Origin of the sequence: Methylomonas paludis (assembly GCF_018734325.1) — a bacterium.
Lineage (GTDB): Bacteria > Pseudomonadota > Gammaproteobacteria > Methylococcales > Methylomonadaceae > Methylomonas > Methylomonas paludis.
This window is the reverse complement of the sequence record NZ_CP073754.1, coordinates 2,068,019-2,089,381: the sequence shown is the minus strand read 5'-3', so window position 1 is coordinate 2,089,381 and position 21,363 is coordinate 2,068,019. Positions and strand designations below refer to the sequence as shown.

Annotated in this window: 16 protein-coding genes; 14 read left to right on the top strand and 2 right to left on the bottom strand. The window is 49.1% G+C overall.

The window, feature by feature from the left end:
• Positions 1–4 precede the first annotated feature (4 nt).
• The 3 genes from yoaA to KEF85_RS09395 all read left to right on the top strand — a co-directional run bounded on the left by yoaA (position 5) and on the right by KEF85_RS09395 (position 4,384).
• On the top strand, positions 5–1,927 hold the full coding sequence (yoaA, locus tag KEF85_RS09405; RefSeq protein WP_215579865.1) for a DNA repair helicase YoaA: 1,923 nt from the start codon (positions 5–7) through the stop codon (positions 1,925–1,927).
• Positions 1,924–2,631, top strand: coding sequence for a tRNA (adenosine(37)-N6)-threonylcarbamoyltransferase complex dimerization subunit type 1 TsaB (gene tsaB / locus KEF85_RS09400; RefSeq protein ID WP_215579863.1), 708 nt, complete (start codon positions 1,924–1,926; stop codon positions 2,629–2,631). Before yoaA ends, tsaB begins: the two co-directional genes overlap by 4 nt.
• A gap of 787 nt (positions 2,632–3,418) precedes the next feature.
• Positions 3,419–4,384, top strand: a complete 966-nt coding sequence (locus KEF85_RS09395) for a WecB/TagA/CpsF family glycosyltransferase (RefSeq protein ID WP_215579861.1) — start codon at positions 3,419–3,421, stop codon at positions 4,382–4,384.
• A gap of 383 nt (positions 4,385–4,767) precedes the next feature.
• Here KEF85_RS09395 and KEF85_RS09390 read toward each other — a convergent pair whose 3' ends face one another.
• Entirely contained in the window at positions 4,768–5,862 is a 1,095-nt protein-coding gene (locus KEF85_RS09390; RefSeq protein ID WP_215579859.1) for a 5-(carboxyamino)imidazole ribonucleotide synthase, read from the bottom strand.
• Between the two features lie 2 nt (positions 5,863–5,864).
• Positions 5,865–6,356 carry a 5-(carboxyamino)imidazole ribonucleotide mutase gene (gene purE / locus KEF85_RS09385; protein ID WP_215579857.1) on the bottom strand — a complete coding sequence of 164 codons (492 nt, stop codon included), beginning with the start codon at positions 6,354–6,356 and terminating at the stop codon, positions 5,865–5,867.
• A 511-nt stretch (positions 6,357–6,867) separates the two neighbouring features.
• Here purE and KEF85_RS09380 point away from each other — a divergent pair.
• From KEF85_RS09380 to KEF85_RS09330, 11 genes are all read left to right on the top strand, one after another.
• The gene (locus KEF85_RS09380) at positions 6,868–7,284 is read left to right on the top strand and encodes a hypothetical protein (protein WP_215579855.1); all 417 of its coding nucleotides are present in this window, start codon (positions 6,868–6,870) and stop codon (positions 7,282–7,284) included.
• Positions 7,285–7,549: 265 nt separating this feature from the next.
• Positions 7,550–11,047 (top strand): chromosome segregation protein SMC, encoded by a 3,498-nt coding sequence (gene smc / locus KEF85_RS09375; protein ID WP_215579853.1) that lies wholly within the window; start codon positions 7,550–7,552, stop codon positions 11,045–11,047.
• A complete protein-coding gene (locus KEF85_RS09370) occupies positions 11,047–11,697 on the top strand; it encodes a cell division protein ZipA C-terminal FtsZ-binding domain-containing protein (protein ID WP_215579851.1) in 651 nt (216 codons plus the stop codon). The genes smc and KEF85_RS09370 overlap by 1 nt, the downstream gene beginning before the upstream one ends.
• A gap of 67 nt (positions 11,698–11,764) precedes the next feature.
• Positions 11,765–13,564: a translation elongation factor 4 gene (gene lepA / locus KEF85_RS09365; RefSeq protein ID WP_215579849.1), complete on the top strand. Its 1,800-nt coding sequence runs from the start codon at positions 11,765–11,767 to the stop codon at positions 13,562–13,564.
• A gap of 24 nt (positions 13,565–13,588) precedes the next feature.
• Positions 13,589–14,365 (top strand): signal peptidase I, encoded by a 777-nt coding sequence (lepB, locus tag KEF85_RS09360; protein ID WP_215579841.1) that lies wholly within the window; start codon positions 13,589–13,591, stop codon positions 14,363–14,365.
• A 21-nt stretch (positions 14,366–14,386) separates the two neighbouring features.
• A complete protein-coding gene (rnc, locus tag KEF85_RS09355; RefSeq protein WP_215579839.1) occupies positions 14,387–15,070 on the top strand; it encodes a ribonuclease III in 684 nt (227 codons plus the stop codon).
• Entirely contained in the window at positions 15,067–15,957 is an 891-nt protein-coding gene (gene era, locus KEF85_RS09350) for a GTPase Era (RefSeq protein ID WP_215579830.1), read from the top strand. Before rnc ends, era begins: the two co-directional genes overlap by 4 nt.
• Positions 15,958–15,960: 3 nt before the next feature.
• Positions 15,961–16,665, top strand: coding sequence for a DNA repair protein RecO (gene recO, locus KEF85_RS09345; RefSeq protein WP_215579828.1), 705 nt, complete (start codon positions 15,961–15,963; stop codon positions 16,663–16,665).
• A 767-nt stretch (positions 16,666–17,432) separates the two neighbouring features.
• The gene (locus tag KEF85_RS09340) at positions 17,433–17,978 is read left to right on the top strand and encodes an aspartate carbamoyltransferase (protein ID WP_215579826.1); all 546 of its coding nucleotides are present in this window, start codon (positions 17,433–17,435) and stop codon (positions 17,976–17,978) included.
• Positions 17,979–18,244: 266 nt separating this feature from the next.
• Positions 18,245–19,144, top strand: a complete 900-nt coding sequence (locus tag KEF85_RS09335; protein ID WP_215579824.1) for a PEP-CTERM sorting domain-containing protein — start codon at positions 18,245–18,247, stop codon at positions 19,142–19,144.
• A gap of 52 nt (positions 19,145–19,196) precedes the next feature.
• The gene (locus KEF85_RS09330) at positions 19,197–20,894 is read left to right on the top strand and encodes a hypothetical protein (RefSeq protein ID WP_215579822.1); all 1,698 of its coding nucleotides are present in this window, start codon (positions 19,197–19,199) and stop codon (positions 20,892–20,894) included.
• The last annotated feature ends 469 nt before the right edge of the window (positions 20,895–21,363 follow it).

Genomic DNA, 21,363 nt, shown 5'->3' with positions numbered 1-21,363 from the left:
TAATGTGAGTCAGCTTGCCGATGTCTTTAATAGTGACGGCGCATTGGCCAAGGTAGTCAACGGCTATATTCCCCGCGCCGGTCAGCAGGAAATGGCAGAAAAAATTGCCGCCGCCATCGGTAATCAGCAGCACCTGATTGCCGAAGCCGGCACCGGCACCGGTAAAACCTTTGCCTATCTGATTCCGGCAATCTTATCGCTTAAAAAAGTCATCGTCTCTACCGGCACCAAAAACCTGCAGGATCAATTATTTAACAAAGATATTCCCATTATTCGCAAAGCCCTGCCAAATCGGCCATTCAAAGCCAGTTTACTGAAAGGCCGCGCCAATTATCTGTGTATTTACCGGCTGGATCAGGCTCTGAACACCGCATTCGGCTACGCACAAGAAGAAGCCGCTGCGCTGGCCCAAATCAAAGCCTGGTCGCAACGCACAGTAAACGGCGATATTTCCGAAGCCGCCGATGTACAGGATAACGATCCTGTCTGGTATCACGCTACCTCGACTACCGATAACTGCCTGGGTCAGGAATGCCCTGTGTATGCCGACTGCTTTTTGACTAAAGCCCGCAAACAGGCTCAAGAATCCGACATCATCGTGGTCAACCACCACCTATTATGTGCCGACTGGTCTATCCGCGAAACCGGGTTTGGCGAACTATTACCCAACGCCGAAGTAGTAGTGATAGATGAAGCCCACCAACTCTCCGATGTGGCATCCAATTTTTTAGGCGTAAATCTCAGCGGCAAGCAACTGGCCGATCTGGCCAGTGATACCCTGGCCGAATTTCTCACCGATGCCAAAGATATGCCGGATCTGCGTCAGGCCAGCGAAGACCTGCAACATCAAATCAAAGAATTGCGCCTGGCGTTTGATCTGGAAATACGCCGAGGCGACTGGCAGGATATAGTCGGCAATCCCAAAATCACTGGAGCCTTGATCGACCTGCAAACCCAGCTCAAGCGCCTGACGGCAGCGCTGGCGCCGGCAGCAGTGCGCAGCAAAGGTCTGGAATCCTGCTATGACCGCGCTGCAGCTCTGGACGAACAGCTCTATACCCTGATTCACGATCAGGATGGACAGTGGATCAAATGGTACGAAACCTTCAGTAAGTCGTTTACCCTAAGCCGTACCCCGTTGGATATAGCTAAAGCCTTTCGCAGCTTTATGCAACTACACAAAGCCACCTGGATATTTACCTCAGCCACCTTAAGCGTCGCCAACAATTTTCGGCATTTTTCCAGCAACTTAGGCTTGAATGGCGCAGAGTGTCAAAGCTGGGACAGCCCGTTTGACTATCCACAGCAAAGCCTGTTTTATCATCCCAAAGGCTTACCGTCACCCAGTGATCCCGAATTTACCGATAAGATCATTCAGTTTGTCATACCGGTACTGGAGGCCAGCCGTGGCCGGGCCTTTTTTCTATTTACCAGCCATAAAGCCCTGCAACGCACCGCCAAATTGCTGGAAGGTAAAATCAGCTATCCTCTGCTGGTGCAAGGCACTCGTTCCAAAGGCTTGTTGCTGGAACAATTCAAAGAAATGGGGCACGCAGTATTACTGGCAACCGCCAGTTTCTGGGAGGGTGTGGATGTACGCGGTGATGCCTTATCCTGCGTCATAATCGATAAATTGCCGTTTGCCTCGCCCGGCGACCCGGTACTCAAAGCACGCATGCAGGCTATGGAACAACAGGGCCGCAATCCGTTTTTTGAATATCAACTACCCAATGCCATCATCATGTTGCGTCAAGGCGTCGGCAGATTGATACGCGACGTCAACGATCGCGGCGTATTAATGGTCTGTGACCCACGGCTGCTCAAACGCAGTTATGGGCAGATGTTTCTGGATAGCGTACCCGCCATGCAACGTAGTCGCGATATTGAAGACGTCAGACGTTTTTTTGCCGTAGAGAATCAATCTTGAAAATATTAGCAGTAGAAACCTCCACAGACGCCTGTTCGGCAGCCTTATTTGTGGATGGCAGCATCCAGGAAAAATTTACTGTTCAACCCAGAGCCCATACCAAACTGATATTGGCGATGATAGATCAATTACTGGCTGATGCCCAAATTAACCCCCAGCAACTGGATGCACTGGCCTTAAGTCGCGGCCCCGGCTCATTTACCGGAGTACGCATTGCCGCAGGTGTCGTGCAGGGCATAGCTTATGGCGCAGACTTGCCGGTAGTCCCGGTATCCACCCTGGCAGCAATGGCCCAGGACTGCTTTAACAGACATCCTCTCGTGCAGATGGCTTACACCGCTCTGGATGCGCGTATGGATGAAATTTTTTGGGGGGTCTATTCACGTAACAGTCTGGGTATGGCAGAATTAACCGGACTGGAAGCAGTTACCCCAGTCACTGCACTGATTTTCCCGGATGCTCCCGGTTATGGGGTAGGCTCAGGCTGGCTGGCACATAGATCGGCCTTGACGGACAATCTGGGGCAGCGTATTCTGGCTGTGGAGGCAGAAGTTTATCCAAGAGCCGCCGCCGTAGCTCAATTAGGCGCTTATGGTTATGCCCAAGGTCAGGCCGTGAATGTTGAACAGGCCATGCCGGTATACTTGCGCGACAAAGTGGCCAGTACCCAGGCCGAGAGAAGTCTGGCAGCAAAACCCCAGTAGTCGACCAAGCTTATTTTTACGGATACGGCGTAGGATGCGCTGAACCCAGTGTGCGCATCAATGGCAAACGTACGCCTCCAGAGTAGGCGCATCCTCGTGCTACCGTCAAAGTAATGTTGCTCAACCACTGGTTGCCAGTCGGATTGGGGTTTGATAAGTGTCCGATCAAGCAACACAGCTCTTCAAATATCCTCCATATAGGCCGCCGCACCGTTTCACCGGCACTAGTGTCCTCACAAAGCTAAGTCTCTCAGTGTTGCTTATTTCAGCAGCTAAGCAGCAGCTTATGTTGATATATCAACAGCTCATTAGTGGCTATGGCTATAAATCATGGCTTTAGCTCATCTTTTTTATGGCACGATATGTGCTGACTATATTGTGAGTGTTAGGGAAGCCATTGCGCCGCCAACTCAATTCGCACTATACGTGCTATTTAATCAAACTGAAATATTTAGTCGTTATGCTATGTGCAGATAGCTGCATTTCCGATGGCATTAGTACTGCTAATATTCTTATTCTGCATAAGTTTTTTGCGGTAAGCAGTTTTGATTTGAGTGAAATGAAAATCGGCAATAGACGCAATTTTTTGGCAGCACTGTGTTAAATAACTCAGTTTATTTAATCCAGTCAGGCTTTCTGATTGATAACACGGACGTGTATTAGGTATTACGCCACTTACCGGCGTAAATTGGCAAATGGCATAAAACTTGTACATGTAGTTTGATTGGTTAAACCGCAGGCAGTTGCGGAGTATTCAACCTATGAAATTATCTCAGGAATATACGAAATGAATACCCACAAAAAACTCGTATCAGCATTTTGGATGCTACCAAGCTTTTGGGTCTATCCATCATTGGTTCAGGCCAGCAAGGTAATGGAAGGAAAGTCCTTTAATGACAGTCTGGTACTCCGTTATGCAGACAATATCGCCTTTGAAAAGCCGGCTGTGAGCTTGCGCACCACCAAAACCGGTAAGGCCACACCAGAAATTCAAGATATTCTGGGTACCAAGTTCCCGATAATGAGTTATGAAAAATTATTAACCATTTTCCAAGGTTGGATCAATGCTGCCGGCTCCCATCAAGTTTGCATAGCCAATGTCCATACAGTAGTAACCTGCCTGACCGATAAAAACCTGCGCAGCATCTGCAATAATGCCTTAACTACCATGGATGGTCAGCCCTTGGTTTGGTATGCCAACCTCATCAATAAATCTGCAGTAGAAGGCCGGGTATGTGGGCCCGACCTGATGGAAAAATGCCTGGATGAAGGTCGCCAGCAAAACTGGAAGCATTTCTTCTTGGGGGGTAAGGATTATGTGCTTAACGATTTGCTTGAAGCCACCCGGCAACGTTTTCCCGGTGTTGATATAGTAGGCTGGAATTCACCACCGTTCCGGGCCTTAACTGCCGAAGAAGATCAGCAACTGGTCGATCAAATCAACGCAGCTAAACCGGATTTCTTATGGGTGGGTCTGGGTGCCCCAAAACAGGAAAAATGGATAGCCGAGCATCTGGATCGGATTAATGTACCGGTACAGATAGGCGTAGGCGCAGCTTTTGCCTTTCATTCCGGCCATGTAGTGCGTGCCCCCGATTGGATGCAAAAATACGGTCTGGAATGGTTGTATCGCATGTTCAAAGAAAGACGCTTGGTCAAACGGTATCTGAGTACCAATCCAACATTCTTATTATTGTTTGCCAGAGATCTTCTGCTGAAAAGATTGTTTAGATCAAGATCGACGCGTGCTTAAAACTCTGCCGTAGATCTGCTGAGCAGGACGCATCGGTAGCTTAGCTTAAGCTCGCTACCTTACCAGATGGAGTTTGTAATCCGCTTTGGTTCGGCATTATTGTCTGCAATGGTAAGGCGTATTACACCACCAGATCGCCAATATTTATTCCATTGTAACTATTAAGCGTCCAATTATCACTTTAAAAAACAGGCAGTTGTAGGATGTGCTAAATGCAGTGCAGCCCATTATTCGAGGCTAATTGCTTGTTAAAAAGGATTATTTAAAACTTACGCAGAATAATTACATTCCATTTTGCGCATCAGCCGTTTTGCTTAGCGCAAACATATTCTTAAATCTGTTCGGATGCTCCAAATTTTGGCCGGGCACCCAATCCAGATAGCTTAAGAATCGTCTACAGCTTCAGCCAGTAAGCGCAGCTTTTCCAGAGTTTCCGCATAAATAATCCCATCATCGCTGCGCACTGTGGCATGCGCCACTTTACGGCCTTTACGTGGTTCTTTATCGTAAAGATGTAAATGGCTATCCGCCAGAGCCAGCACAGCCGGGTCTGGAGCCAAACCACCAATAAAATTAACCATAGCCGCCAATCCGCGTGGTTTGGTAGAGCCTAGCGGCAAATCCAGAATGGCCCGTAAATGATTTTCAAACTGACTGGTTTCAGCGCCTTCTATCGTCCAATGTCCGGAATTATGGACTCTGGGAGCAAACTCGTTGGCCAGCAGCTCTCCATCTACATCAAACAATTCCAGCGCGACAACGCCAACATAGCCCAGCCTTTCCAGCAACAGCCGGACATGATTCTCAGCCTGGGCCTGCAGCGCATCATTGTTGCGGCATTCAGCAATCCGCAAAATGCCGCCTTTGTGACGATTCTCAGAGAGCGGATAAAACACAATATGTCCGGAAGGGCTGCGGGCGGCAATAATCGAAACTTCGCGGCTGAAACCGACAAAACCTTCCACAATACAGGGCACTCCAGCCACACTTTCCCAGGCAGCAGCAAGATCTTGCGCCGAATGCAATAAAGCCTGGCCTTTACCGTCATAACCCATGCGCCGGCTTTTTAAAATGGCTGGATAACCAATCTCAGGCATGGCTTGCTCTAAATCTGCAAGGCTATCGATAGCACGGTAAGGCGCAGTGCCTATGCCCAATTCCCGAAAGAAATTCTTCTCCAACAACCTGTCCTGAGCAACAGCCAAAGCATTGGCTGGTGGATAAACAGTGGTATGACTGCTTAAAAAGGCCGCAACATCAGCTGGCACATTTTCAAACTCATAAGTAACAATATCGGCTTTCTCGGCGAGCTCAGCCAATAGCTGCGGATCGTCATATGCACCGTGCAAGTGTTCACTCAAGCCACCGGCTCCTGCATTTGGATCGGGATCCAGCACTATGAATTTCAATCCTAGCGGATAGCCGGCCAAAGCGATCATTCTGGCGAGCTGACCGCCACCTAAAATACCTATTTTCATAATTACACCTGTCTGGGATCTGGGCTAGCCAAAACGGTTTCAGTTTGCTGGCGGCGATAATTATCCAGTGCGGCCCGGAACTGCGGGTGTTTATTACTGACAATGGCGGCAGCCAACAAAGCCGCGTTAATCGCGCCCGGCTTGCCGATTGCCAAAGTACCCACCGGGATTCCGGCCGGCATTTGTACAATGGATAATAAAGAATCCATGCCGTTTAACGCCTTGGATTGTACTGGCACACCCAGTACCGGCAAAACAGTTTTTGCGGCAGTCATGCCCGGCAAATGCGCGGCACCACCGGCACCGGCAATAATCACCTCCAGACCTAGGTCTGCGGCATTTTCGGCATACTGAAATAATTTGTCCGGAGTCCGGTGAGCGGATATGACCTCGACCTCATGCGGTATACCAAGATGTTCCAGGGTTTGCGCAGCATGCTGCATTGTTTCCCAGTCGCTTGAGGAACCCATGATAATGCCTATCAATGCGGTCATCCAAAATCTCCATTACGGCTAAAATAAAACTCGTTATTATCTCATAAAAACACTAAAAAACCCTGCAGCTATTGTCTTGTTCTGGCTTAGTAAGCGTCATCGGTACTTGACTTATGGCATTGGGCTGGTATTTTTAACGCAATAAACTGTCAAAGCAGTGCTGAATCTGCAATCAGGATAGCTAATAGTTACTAAATGTTGCCTAAAGTTTCCAGATCAGTCCGCTTGCTGGCTTTGCCGTAACATTTACTGATTTAATGAGTACTCAACCAATCTTATTTTGCCGGATACGACGTAGGATGCGCTGAACGCAGTGATGCGCATCAATTGCGAACCATGCGCCTCCAGAGTCGGCACAACTATAATATTGGTCAACCACTAGGAGTTTAAGGTTCACATGCTTCCATCAAGCCAAAAATAATAGCTGATTTAGGCATTGAAATGTTTGAGAAAACTGATTAAAGTGACCAGCCAGTTTGCAATAATTACAATAATAATCAAGAGGCCGACTATGAAAACACCTATCAACTGGAAGCGTATTATTCTGATCAGCACCCTCATATTCAGCAGTACCGCATGGGCAGTAACACCCGACGAAGAAGATGAGAAAGTTTGTAAAAAGCCCAAGTTTCGCGATGCCAATCCAGGCCATCTGGCTGAGGTAGCACCGGAATCGCAAATTTCCTTTCATGCCAGCCGTGGCACCGATCCAGGCAGTGTTACCGCAGAAGCCAAAGGTGAAAAACTCACGGTAACCGTCACCAACAAAGTCACCTTTCTGCTGGTCAACGCCAAGCTGCCGGCCACCTTACGCGATGGTTTTGCCCGGGTACACGTCACAGCCAAAGCGGCGGATGGCGGTTGCTTAGGTCAGGATGGCTGGTTGTTAAAAATCAAGGATCCGGCTCAGCTTGCTGAGGCCAAATAATTTTTTATTTGGTTCAGGCGTATTGTTAGTGTCTGGGGGTAAGTTTTTTGCCCCCTTATCATAAAATCGGCTATTGTCCGGCAGGTAGTCAGTTCCCGACTAAATTTTTGACAATCCTGATCTTGGTGTCTAAGCTGAATAAGCGATTGATTTTATAGGTCTATTGCTGGGATTGTCGCGCCTGTTTAAAATTCCAGTCGAATCTAAGCAACATATCGTCGATAATAACTTATTATTTATCAATTCCGGGCCTGTTCAGCCAGTCATGAAGCTGGAAAAAATCAAACTTGCGGGTTTTAAATCCTTCGTCGATCCCACCACCATACCGATAAACGGCAACCTGACTGCAATAGTTGGCCCCAACGGTTGCGGTAAGTCGAACATTATTGATGCGGTGCGCTGGGTAATGGGCGAGAGCTCTGCCAAACATTTGCGCGGCGGCAATATGGCAGATGTGATATTCAACGGCTCATCCGGGCGCAAACCAGTCAGCGTGGCTTCTGTGGAACTGGTGTTCGATAATAGCGAAGGCAAGGCCGCCGGTGAATACGCCAAATACCAGAGCATCTCCATCAAACGCCAAGTCAGCCGCGATGGTCAGTCGCTATTCATGCTGAATGGCGCCCGCTGCCGACGCAAAGATATTACCGATTTGTTTCTGGGCACTGGCCTGGGTTCGCGCAGTTATGCCATCATCGAACAAGGCACCATCTCACGGATGGTGGAAGCCAAACCCGAAGAGCTGCGGGTACATATCGAAGAAGCCGCCGGCATATCCAAATACAAAGAACGCCGCTCGGAAACCGAAACCCGGATGCGTCATACCCGCGAAAACCTGGAACGTCTCGACGATCTGCGCGAAGAAGTGGACAAACAGATTAAAAATCTGGCCAAGCAAGCCCAAAAAGCCGAAAAGTATACCGAACTCAAAAAACGCGAACGTCTGTTAAAACAGCAATTACTGGCTATGCGCTGGCAGAGCTTCCAGGCTGCTGCCAGCGGTTTGGAAGCCAAATTGCAACAAGTAGCCGCAGAACATAATCGACTGTTCGTGTTACTGCGTGAGCTGGACGCCGGCATTAACAGCAAGCGCGATGCCCAGAAACACCAGCAACAGCATCTGGACAGCCTGCAGGCAGAATATTACAGCGTGGTCTCGGCTGCCGGTCGTCTGGAACAATCCATCCAGCATCATCAAAACTCCCACGCCGAAACCCTCACCGAAATCAGCCGCTTACAGGAACAGGCTCAACTAGCCAAGCTACAATGTCAGGAGGATAGTCAGCAGCTCGAAGAAATTCGCCAAACCTTGTTGGAAGCGGAAGAAACCATGCTGATTGCCAAGGAACGCGAAGAAGATGCCCTGATCCAGCAAGAAGATACCCAAACCCAGAAGCAGCGCTGGCAGCAACAATGGGAAACCTTTCTGGCAGAAAATGCCAAATACCGCGAACAAGCCGAAGTACAACGCGTCAGATTGCTACAGATGGATAGTCAGCAACGCCAGTACCAGCAGCGTCTGGAAAAATTACACAGCGAGCGCAGCCAGTTGCAGGACAGCCAGTTACAGTTTGAACTGGAAACCTTGGACAGCACCCTGGAAATGCTGGAAACCGAACGCAGCGCCCTGCAGCAGCAATTACAGGCCGAACTGCAACAGATCAGCCTGCTCAGACCGACCATTAAACAAACCCAGGATACCCTGCATCAGCGTCGCGCCGAATTGCAGGGCATCAACGGCAAAATCGCCGCACTGGAATTATTGCAGCAACATGCCATGGGCAAGGATAAAAAAGATTTAACGGTCTGGCTGGAACAGGTCGGCATATTACAACAACCCCGATTGGCCGAATTTCTGGAAGTGGAAACCGGTTGGGAAACGGCGTTGGAAACAGTATTAGGCAGTTATCTGGAAGCCATTTGTCTGGATAGCGCCGATGACATTCTGCATGAATTGCACAAACTCAGCCGCCAGTCCCTGACCGTTTTTGAAACTGCCGCAGCCCCACAGTCCCAGTCCGGCGGTAGCGATCTGCTCAGCAAAGTCCGGTGTCGCTGGGATTTGTCCGGCCTGTTAAACGGCATTTATTGTGCCGAAACCATTCCCCAAGCCAGAGCCATGCAACTGGCCGGACATGAATCCGTGATAGTGGCCGATGGTACCTGGCTGGGCCGGCATTGGATCAGAATCAGCCGTGGCAGTGACAGTAAAGCCGGGGTATTGCATCGCGAAAAAGAATTAAGAGACTTAAAACAGGCTCAGCAGACCCTGCAACTGGCGATAGAGGCTGACGAAGAACAATTGGCTGTTGCTGAACAGGCTTTGCACGCCGCAGAAGCGGGTCGGGAGCAATACCAGCGCCAGGAAAAGCTTTTGAGTGGCGAGTATGCCGCCAAAACAGCCGAACATAGCGCCCAATCGGCACGTCTGGAACAGCAGCAGCAACGCTTAAACCAACTTGCGCATGAAATAGCTGAAATCAGCGCCGAAGCCCAAGAAAATGCTGAACTAAGCGCCGCCGCAGAACTGCAGAAACAGGATGCAGAACAGGCTTTGGCCGAAATGGTGGCGGAAAAATCCGCACTGGAACAACTTAACCAGCAACTGCAGAATCGCCAGCAGGACAGCAATGCCGGTCTGGATGAAGCCCGCCGCCATCTGCATCGATTACACGCCCAAATCGAATCACTTAAATCATCTGAAATTCTCACGGTCAAACAGCTTGAGCGCCTGCAATTGCAAAATCAGCAGGCGGCTGATCGTATCAGCGAGCTCCAGCAAAAACTTCAGGTGCATGTCGCGCCGCTGGATGAGGAAAAACAGGAACTGGCAGCTTTACTGGAGCAAAAACAGCAGTTCGAGACCCGATTGCAAGCCAGCCGCCAATCCCAAACCCTGAATGAAAATAATGTCGACGAATTAAGCCGGCAATATGCCCAAGCCCAAACCGATCTGGAAAAACAGAAAGCAGCGCTGGATAGCTTGCGTTTTGAACAGCAGGATAGCCGGGTGCGTCAGCAAACCGTGGAAGAACAGCTCAAAGAAGTCAATGCCGATGTCGCCGCCATTCTCGCCAATCTGCCGGACGATGCCGCAGAACCCAGTTGGAAACGTGCGCTGGATGAATTAAGCACAGAGATCGAAAAACTCGGCTCTATCAATTTAACCGCCATTGAGGAATACCAGACTCAATCGGAACGCATGGCGTTTTTGAATGAGCAGCATCTGGATTTAACCCAAGCCTTGCTTACCCTGGATCAGGCCATTAGTAAAATTGATAAAGAAAGCCGCCAACGTTTCCAGGAAACCTTCGATAAAATTAATAGCGGCCTCAAAGAAAAGTTTCCGCGTTTGTTTGGTGGCGGTCAGGCTTATCTGGAATTAAGCGAACCGGATGTGTTGGAAGCCGGTGTCAACATCATTGCCCGGCCACCCGGCAAACGCAACAGCTCCATCCATTTATTATCCGGTGGCGAGAAGGCCCTCACAGCAGTGGCACTGGTGTTTTCCATCTTTGAACTTAATCCCGCTCCGTTTTGCCTGCTGGACGAGGTCGATGCGCCGCTGGATGATGCCAATGTGGTACGCTTCTCAAAGATGGTGGAAGACATGGCAGCCACAGTACAGTTTTTATATATTTCACACAATAAAGTCACAATGGAAATTGCAAAACATTTGGCAGGTGTTACCATGAAGGAGCCTGGCGTGTCCAGAATGGTAGCAGTTGATATTGAAGAAGCGGTTAGCATGGCAGAAAACTAATGGATAAAGAATTATTAAGAGTCGTGATAATTTTAATCGGTGTGCTGGTAATACTCGGCATCCTGATTTTGCATTTTTTTAAAACCCTGCGCGATCGCGGCGAGGTGGATGATTATGATGAAGCTGATCTCGACAACCCGGATGATGACAGCGGCTATGATGAGCCGGCTGAATCGGTTTCAGTAGATCACCTGATTGATGGCGATGCCCTACTGGATGATAATGCCATAAGGCCCCCCAGCCTCAAACAGCGCTCTGAATTGCCGAAATTACTTAAATTCAGCATTATTGCCCGGGCAGATGAGGGTTTTAATGGTGAGACCCTGTTTGCCGCCTTCGAACGGGCCGGATTGCAATACGGCAGCGTTCAGGTGTTTGAGCGGCTGGATAAAAACCGCGTCGTCCATTTTACAGTGGCTTCACTTAGTCAGCCCGGTACTTTTCCGGATAAACATCTGGATGAATTCTATTGCCCCGGCATCGCGTTTTACATGGAGCCGCGTGAGCTGGAAAACCCGGTTGCGGTGTTCGACGATCTGATCGAAACCATCGATATTCTGGCCGAAGAGTTGGATGGCGAAGTGTGGGATAATCTGCGCCAGGCTTTGACAGCCGAAACCATAGCCGAGCTTAGACAGTTATTGCACTAAGCCCTTGCCTGCTATTTTTGCGGATGTCCGGCTACATCCGCCTTGTTAAACAACATAAACAATTTAAGTGGATCAAAAACATATAAGAAATTTTTCCATCATCGCCCATATCGATCATGGAAAATCGACATTAGCGGATCGTTTTATTCAAATTTGTGGAGGCCTCACGGCTCGGGAAATGGAATCGCAGGTGCTGGATTCCATGGATTTGGAACGGGAACGCGGCATTACCATCAAGGCGCAAAGTGTGACGCTGGAGTACAAGGCGAGTGATGGCGAAACCTATCAGCTTAATTTTATCGACACCCCCGGCCATGTAGACTTTTCCTATGAAGTGTCACGTTCGCTGGCGGCCTGTGAAGGTGCCCTGCTGGTAGTGGATGCCGCCCAGGGCGTAGAAGCGCAAAGTGTTGCCAATTGCTATACCGCTCTGGAACAAGGCCTGGAAGTGGTGCCGGTCTTGAACAAGGTTGATCTGCCTTCCGCCGAGCCGGAACGGGTCATGAGCGAAATTGAGGATGTAATCGGCATTCCCGCCGATGAAGCACTGAAAATCAGCGCCAAAACCGGTTTGGGTGTAGAAGCGGTACTGGATCAACTGATTCAAAAAATCCCGCCGCCCAGCGGTAAGGAAGATGGCCCATTGCAGGCCTTGATCATCGACTCCTGGTTTGACAATTATCTGGGCGTGGTCTCTCTGGTACGCATAGTCAACGGTAGCCTGCGCCGCAAACAAAAAATTACCGTGATGTCCACCGGCAAATCGTTTCCGGTGGACAAACTGGGGGTTTATACTCCCAAACAGTTGGAAAAACAGGAATTGCAGACCGGCGAAGTCGGCTTTATCGTCGCCGGTATCAAAGATATTTTTGGTGCGCCGGTGGGGGATACCATTACTTCCACCGATAATCCGGCCACAGAAGTTTTGCCCGGCTTTGAAAAAGTTCAGCCCAGGGTATTTGCCGGTTTATACCCGGTCAGTTCCGATGATTTCGGCACGATGCGCGAGGCCTTGGATAAATTGCGCTTAAACGATTCAGCGCTGAATTACGAGCCGGAAACCTCCCAGGCCCTGGGCTTTGGTTTCCGCTGCGGCTTTCTGGGCATGTTGCATATGGAGATAGTCCAGGAACGCCTGGAACGCGAATATAATATAGACCTGATCACCACGGCGCCGACCGTGGTTTATGAGGTTGAAACTCATGGCGGCACAGTGGTGCTGGTGGATAACCCGGCCAAGCTGCCGGATGTGGGCACCATCCTGGAAATACGCGAACCCATTATTCTGGCCAATATACTGGTGCCGCAAGCCTATCTGGGTAATGTCATCAACTTATGTATCGAAAAACGCGGCGTGCAGAAAAATATGCAATACGCCGGCAGTCAGGTATCGCTGAGTTACGAACTGCCAATGAGCGAAGTGGTACTGGATTTCTTTGACCGCCTGAAATCGGTGAGCCGGGGCTATGCCTCGTTTGATTATGAATTTTTACGTTTTGAACCGGCTCCGCTGGTAAAACTGGATGTACTGATCAATGGCGATAAAGTGGATGCCTTATCAATTATCGTGCATCGCGACTTAAGCCAGAACCGTGGCCGGGATCTGGTGGAAAAAATGCAGGAACTGATTCCGCGCCAAATGTACGAAGTAGCGATACAGGCAGCCATTGGCGCTAAAGTGATCGCCCGTTCCACCGTCAAAGCCATGCGCAAAAATGTCACCGCCAAATGTTATGGTGGCGATATTACCCGTAAGAAAAAATTGCTGGAAAAACAGAAAGCCGGTAAAAAGCGCATGAAACAGGTAGGCAGCATCGAAATTCCGCAGGAAGCATTTCTGGCGGTGTTGCAGGTTAATAAAGACTAAGCCAATTACAATAAGATAATATTTATGGATTACGATTTTTCATTTTTTTTGGTAGCCGCCACCTTTGTTACCGGTGTGATATGGGGTAGTTACTACCTGTATTTAAAATCCAGTAACTTACCGTATCCGACAGAAAAAGAACCGATATTGGTGGAATACGCCCGGTCATTTTTTCCGGTGGTATTCATTGTGCTGATATTGCGCTCCTTTCTGTTCGAGCCGTTTCGCATTCCATCAGGCTCCATGATGCCGACCTTGCTGGTAGGGGACTTTATACTGGTCAACAAATTCAGCTACGGTGTGCGCTTACCGGTGCTTAACACCAAAATTGTCGAACTGGAAGAGCCAAAACGTGGCGATATCGTGGTGTTCAGATTTCCCAAACAACCTGAAGTAGACTATATCAAACGGGTCATCGGCTTGCCCGGCGACCGTATCGCCTATTTTAACCGCAAACTGTATATCAACGGCCAGCCTGCCCCTCAAGTCAGTCTGGGGCGCTATCAGGGAGTAGGGCAGGGTACTAATATGACGGGGGCAGAGCATTTGACTGAAGACTTGCTCGGCATAGAACATAGCATTCTGGTAAATGCCAAGGTCTCATCAGTGGAAGATGTGTTTGTGGTGCCGGAAGGCCAGTATTTTGTGATGGGCGATAATCGCGATAACAGCAATGACAGCCGTTATTGGGGTACTGTGCCGGAAGCAAATCTGGTGGGTAAGGCATTTTTTATCTGGATGAACTGGGACTGGCAAAATCATGGGATTGCTTTTAACCGGATTGGCACTCTGCTCAAATAAGGTGTTGACGATGGGTAACAGGTGAATAGACAACCGGAAATTCTGGCTAAAAAGCTGGGACTGAGTTTCAAACAACCCCAGCTTTTTATCCTGGCTTTAACCCATCGCAGCATGGGGGCCGGTAACAACGAGCGTCTGGAATATCTGGGTGATGCCATTCTTGGCTTTGTCATCGCCCGGCATTTATACGAATTATTTCCCAGTGCCGGTGAAGGCGCATTAAGTCGATTACGCGCCAGTCTGGTCAATCAAAGTTCGCTGGCGGATTTGGCCAAAATCCACCATATCGGCGATTATCTGATCCTGGGTTCCGGCGAATTGAAAAGCGGCGGATTCCGCCGCGAATCCATCCTCTCCGATGCCATGGAAGCCATCATTGGGGCATTATTACTGGATCAAGGCTTTGATGTCTGCCAGGGCTGGGTTTTAACCCTGTTCGCGGAAAAACTGGCCGCATTGCAAGCCGACAACTGGCATAAAGATCCAAAAACCCGTTTGCAGGAATTAATGCAGGCCAAACGCAAAGAGCTGCCGGTTTATGAACTGGTCAGCATGTCCGGTGTCGATCATGCCCAAACCTTTCAGGTTAAATGCATCGTCGCACTCAGTCAGGAACACAGTATCGGTATGGGGATTTCCCGTAAAAAAGCCGAACAGGCAGCAGCAGAAAATATGTTAAAAATTTTGGAAAATAATAGTCAATGAAGTGCGGATATGTGGCCTTAATCGGTAGACCCAATGTCGGCAAATCCACGCTGATGAATCATATCCTGGGCCAAAAACTCAGCATCACCTGCCGTAAACCCCAAACTACCCGGCATCGCATCCAGGGCATTAAAACCACGCCGGTGGGCCAGGCCATTTTTATGGATACCCCCGGTATGCATCAGGATGAAAAGAAAGTCCTGAACCGCTATCTGAACAAAACCGCCGACAGCACATTATTGGGCGTCAATGTCGTGGTGTGGTTGCTGGATGGATTGTACTGGCACGTCTATGACGAACAAATTTTCAAAAAACTGGACTATGCCGGACTGCCGGTGATACTGGTGGTGAATAAATGCGACAAGATCAAGGATAAGCAAGCCATGCTGGCGTTTTTTGCCGAGGCCAGACAAAAATATCCGTTTGCCGCCATCGTCCCGGTTTCCGCCTTAAAAAGCACCAATCTGGATATCCTGGAACAGGAGATCATGGCGTTACTGCCGGAAGCCGCAGCCATTTATCCGGAAGATCAAATCACCGACCGTCCAGAGCGGTTTTTTGCCGCTGAAATTGTCCGGGAAAAACTGACTAGGCGCCTGGGCGATGAGCTGCCTTATGCCCTGACGGTGGAAATAGAGCGTTATGAAGAACATTCAGAGCTCAGCAAAATTTATGCGGCCATCTGGGTTGAACGCAGCAGTCAAAAAAGTATCGTCATCGGCAAGCAGGGTGAGATGCTGAAAAACATCGGCACCGAAGCCCGCCTGGATATCGAAAAACTCATAGGCCAAAAAGTTTATCTGCAACTCTGGGTGAAAGTCAAAAAAGGCTGGTCGGATAGTGAGCGGGCCTTACAAAGCCTGGGCTTTGTCGACAACTGTGACTAAACAATGATGGCCGCGCCAGTTTATCTACAGCCGGCCATCATCCTGCAACTAAAGCCCTACCGGGAAACCAGCTTACTGCTGGATGTATTTACCCGCGACTTCGGCATTGTTCCCATGCTGGCCAAGGCTGTACGCCAACCCAAATCCAAACTGGCCGGCGTTTTACAGCCGTTTTTGCTTTTGCAATTATCCTATCTGGATAACAAAGAATTAAAACTACTGACTGGAGCCGAACTGCAGCAAACCTATTCATTGCAGCAGCTTGGCCTGTATTGCGGTTTTTATGTCAACGAATTACTGCAAAAACTCCTGCACAAACACGATCCATATCCAGAACTGTTTGCAGATTATCAACACTGTTTACAGGCTTTAGCCGTAAACCAGTCTGTTGAAGCCAGTCTACGTTATTTTGAGTTGAATCTATTGTTGCAAACCGGATATCAACTAGAACTCGATTGGGACAATCACCACCAGCATTCCGTACAAACCCAGTTACGCTATGATTTTATCGCCGGAGTGGGCATGATGGCAGCGGCAGAAGGCATGGTTTCCGGCCATACCTTATTAAAATTATCCCAGCACCAGGAGCTGGATAGTCTGGCCCTGGCAGAGTCCAAACGACTATTAAGAACCATCCTGGATGCGTATTTACAGGGCCAGTCTCTACACAGTCGGGAAGTGCTGGCCAAAATGCGGAAATATTTGTGATTTCTGCCATTAAAGTCACAGTTTGAATGGCACTTGCTTAATACCATATACTGACAAATCAATTTGTTGATCCGGTTTGCCGGGTTAACCCGTAGGCTGGCTTCGCCGCCAGACAAGCCACCAAAACTTCGTGGGTGTTAGCTATCCCAAAAACACCCAGCGCAACAGGCTACCATACCCTGCATCATCGCGACCCGTAGCCTCGATGCAACGCAGTGGAATCGAGGAATTCGCAGCGTAGTCTTAATCAAACCAGCGTCAGCGGTATTCAACACTATCCTGTACCCGCTATCAACACAAACACAGCCTCAATCAAAGCGACCCTTAGCCTCGATGCAACGCAGTGGAATCGAGGAATTCACCGCGCAGCCTAAATCAAACCAGCGTCAGCGGTATTCAACACTATCCTGTACCCGCTATCAACACAAACACAGCCTCAATCAAAGCGACCCGTAGCCTCGATGCAACGCAGTGGAATCGAGGAATTCACCGCGCAGCCTAAATCAAACCAGCGTCAGTGGGATTCAACACTATCCTGTACCCGCTATCAACCCAAACACAGCCTCAATCAAAGCGACCCGTAGCCTCGATGCAACGCAGTGGAATCGAGGAATTCGCAGCGTAGCCTTAATCAAACCAGGGTCAGCGGGATTCAACACTATCCTGTACCACTTGAACCAAATCGATTATTAACGCAAACATAGCCAAAATTAAGCGAGTTATGGTTCAATACCCTTAATTCATGTAATTAATTTAAGGTATATCTCATGGCTACAATGAAAGTCGGCAACTGGCTCATACGGATTAGCAGTGTAATTGCGCTGGTATTTCCCCCAATCGGCTTGGTCACAGCCCAAGACGCAACTACCACCCGGCAAGCCGAGGTCGTGCAACGCGGCAGCCACATCATGCCGTTTGACTTGGAAAAAACCCAACATCAGTTTACCGCCAACCCCGATGGCGGCGTGCAGCGCGTGATAGCCAAAGATCCTGCTGACCAGCAGCAGATTGCTTTGATCCGCCGGCATTTGCAGGACATGGCGCAAAAATTTCAAAACGGTGATTTCTCAGGGCCGGCTTTTATTCATGGTGCCGATATGCCGGGTCTGGCGGTATTGCAGCATGCCGGGCCAGAACAATTGTCCATAATCTATGCCGATGAACCTGCTGGGGCCAGTCTCAGTTACCTCAGTCGTAATCAGCAGATAATAGCCGCCGTACATGACTGGTTTACTGCCCAGTTACACGATCATGGCCACCATGCCATGCATCACCAACACATGCAACACCGGCACGACCCTGTTTCGCCATGACTGAAATTGTCTCGCGCAGCAGACGTCAAATCTATTAATGCCACTCAGTACAGATTATAGAAAGTCAAAACTGCTCATATATCAACAGCAAATCAGCAGACGTTGCTTATTAACCAGCATGTATTAATAGCAATAGATTAAATTCCCTTGTAAAACAATATCGTATAAGTTGGCATGGTAACTGCTTTATATGTAAGCGTGAAGGTTCGGAAGCATACCGCCTCACAGAGTTGTTTTTTAATCACACTTACTGAGAGTTATCAATTATGAGAAACGTAAACAAACTAGCAGCAGCAATTACGCTGGCTTTGGCTGCAGGTACCGCATCGGCGGCTGTAGTGACCCCAGGTGATACGGCCAACGTTCAAAACTTTTCCTCGATCGTATTATCTGGTGTGGACAATAACGTCAACAGCGCAGAGTACAAACATACTTTTATCTATGATTTGGCCCTGGGTGATACCGGTCTGAACTACGGCAGCTTTGTCAATGGTACCCAAGGTACTTCATCTGGCTTGAGCTGGAATTTAAGCGCTGTCAGCCAGTTCGCCCCTTTTCTGAGCGACCTGAGCAGTTTTAAATGGTCTGTCATCGGTGGTTATCAAAAAGATGGCGCCGCTTTCACCAACTTGGACAGCACTGGTTCACAAGCTACCTATACAGCGTCCGCTCAATGGGGTTTGTTGTCAACCGCGACTATCGCCGGAGACTTCAAGGCCAATGGTGCGTTGAACATTAGCAACACTTTGAGCGCAACAGGTTCAATTGGTGCTTGGCTAAATCATCTCAACAATTTCAGCTTGGCTGGACAAGCCAGCAATGTTGTAGACGACGCACCATACAGTGCAACCCAAAGTACTCTTGATAAATTTTATAGCGGTCTGGGGCAGGATGCAGCCCCTGTTAGCGGTGGTGCCAGCGGCAAAGGCGCATTTGGTACAGGTGCGACTACAGAAGGTTTCTTCTGGGCTACCAACCCAAGTCTGACAACATCATCACCTAATACCACCACTGAATTGGGTTCGTTCACATTAAGTTCAGCCGGCGTACTGACTTATACACCTACTGCCAGCGCAGTGCCAGTACCAGCATCTGTATGGCTGTTTGCATCTGGTCTGTTCGGCGCACTGGGTCTGAAACGTCGTTCACAAAAAGCGGCTATCTAATCTATTGGGCAATTCAGGTATGAATTGCCTTTCCTAAATTTGGAGATAAAAAATGAATTTTTCTAACCAACTCAAAACACTGGCAAGTGCAGTTGCATTACTGGCCGGCTCACAAGCCGCTCACGCGATCACCCCATGGCAAGCCAATGACGCAAATGCCAGCAACTACGGTACTCCTGATTATGTCATCTACACTTCTGGTGGTGCTGCTCAGGATCTGGCTTATCAACAAGTGGTGCTGGACGCTTTGTCTGTGCCAGGCAGTGTGGATATCTTCCAAGATATTTCCGCTACTTCCACCTCTAACGGTTCACGCTTTACCTCATTTTACTTTATCGGTGCCAGCACGCTGACTGATGCAGCCTTGCGCGGTAAAAAAATCCTGCTGGAAAAACGCTCACTGGGTGCGGCTGGTTACGGTGTAGTGCCTATTCTGGCGCACTTGCCGCTGGATCATCTGGATATTTTCCATACAGCAACCAGCAAACTGCAAGCGACCTGGACTAACACCACTCAAAGCTTGGTGGTTAATGGCGTATCCGGTGTTTCAGTACCGTTCCATGCGGCTTCTATCACCACAGCCAATGCCAGTACCTTCCTGACTTCTACCCAGTCACACGGTGGTTTTGCCGGTGTTGATACTGCGGCATTGTTGGCTCAAGGTTCAAGCAACTACCCAGATCCAGTTAAAGAAGTGTCTACCAACGCTACTACTGCCGGCTGGACTTATGCTTTAACTCCAGACAACCTGAGTGCTGTTAACCGGATTTCAACTGGTGGTCTGGTATACGGTATCGGTGTAACCCTGGATTTCTATAAAGTGTTACAAGCTGCCCAAATCGCCACTGGCGACTTGCCGGCCACTGTCACAGTTGGTGCTTATGATCAAGCCAGCCTGCCATCCATCAGCCGCAACTTCCTGGCTTCAATTCTGTCGGGTAATATCACCGACTGGTCTAACGTTAAATTGAACGTTGGCGGTACTACAAAATCGTTGACTGATGCTTCTATCCGTACTGCTGCCGGCGTTAGCGCGCCAACCAGCACTAAAGTGGCAGTTGGTTTGCGTAATACCGGTGCTGCTATCGGCGCAGTGGCATACGCCAAAATCTTGAACTATCCATACGTTGACCAAGCAGCAACTCCTGCCGCACTTGTTCCTAATACAAGCGCAGCAGAAAGTTCTGCGGCTCCTTTGGTTAAGGGTCCGACTGGTGCTTCTGCAACTCAGGATTTGCTGCTGGACTGGCAAGGTGGTACCAACAACAGCGGTTTGAACAATGTTAGCGGCGCCAAATACTGGGGTATCGCTGTTAACAGTGCTGACCGTAACAACACTGTTACTACAGCTGGCACCGGCGGTAAAAACTGGCGTTATGTCAAAATTGACGGCTATGCGCCGACTATCGAAAACGTAGCAGCCGGCAATTACCCTTATTGGGCAGAAGGCGAGATTATTGTTGATCCTAGCGTTGGTACCTCACATGAACAATCTCTGTTCACTGATTTTGGTAACCATCTGGGTAGTGTTGCAGTTGCCAGCGTAGTTAACGCTGCGGTGATTCAACCTTGGGGTAGCACCGGTATCTTCGCTACCACAGCAACTGATTCCGGCGCTATTGATGTACCTTATGTCACCACTCACCCTATCGTGGGTCTGACTCACTTAGGTTCTGACGGTTATACCCACCTGGGTATCGTGCCTTATGCTTACGACAACGGCAATGGCAACACCATTGAGTTGCAATAAGCGCTAAAGAATTGTCTGGCAGGCAATTTGGAGCCAGGGACGGCACCATCCAAGGATGAGGATGGGACAAGGATAAAGTACAGTAAATGGATTCGGCAGGCGGTAGCGCAACTGCTACCGCCTTTTTTAAAACAGCTTTGCTGGGTTTAAAAACATTGGCCTGAACAGATGGCAAGTAAGGAACTCCACCTGACGGAATAGGTGACAAGGATACAGGAAAGACCGGCAGGAATTGATGGAGCGGTCGCGACGGATTAGGGAAACGGATGCTGATGCAAGCGCATCAGCCTGGACTGGATGGTTCAAACAGGATGTAACTACCCACTGGAGTGGGAAAACGGATTTTGGGAATGATCGAAGGGAGTTAAGGAGCGATCGCAAAGGATAAGGAGGATGGGGGCTCTGATTAAGTTGTTTCAGCCGCAGGCTGGGTTTCGAAAAGAAATCTTGACCGGCTTTTTCAGAGTCT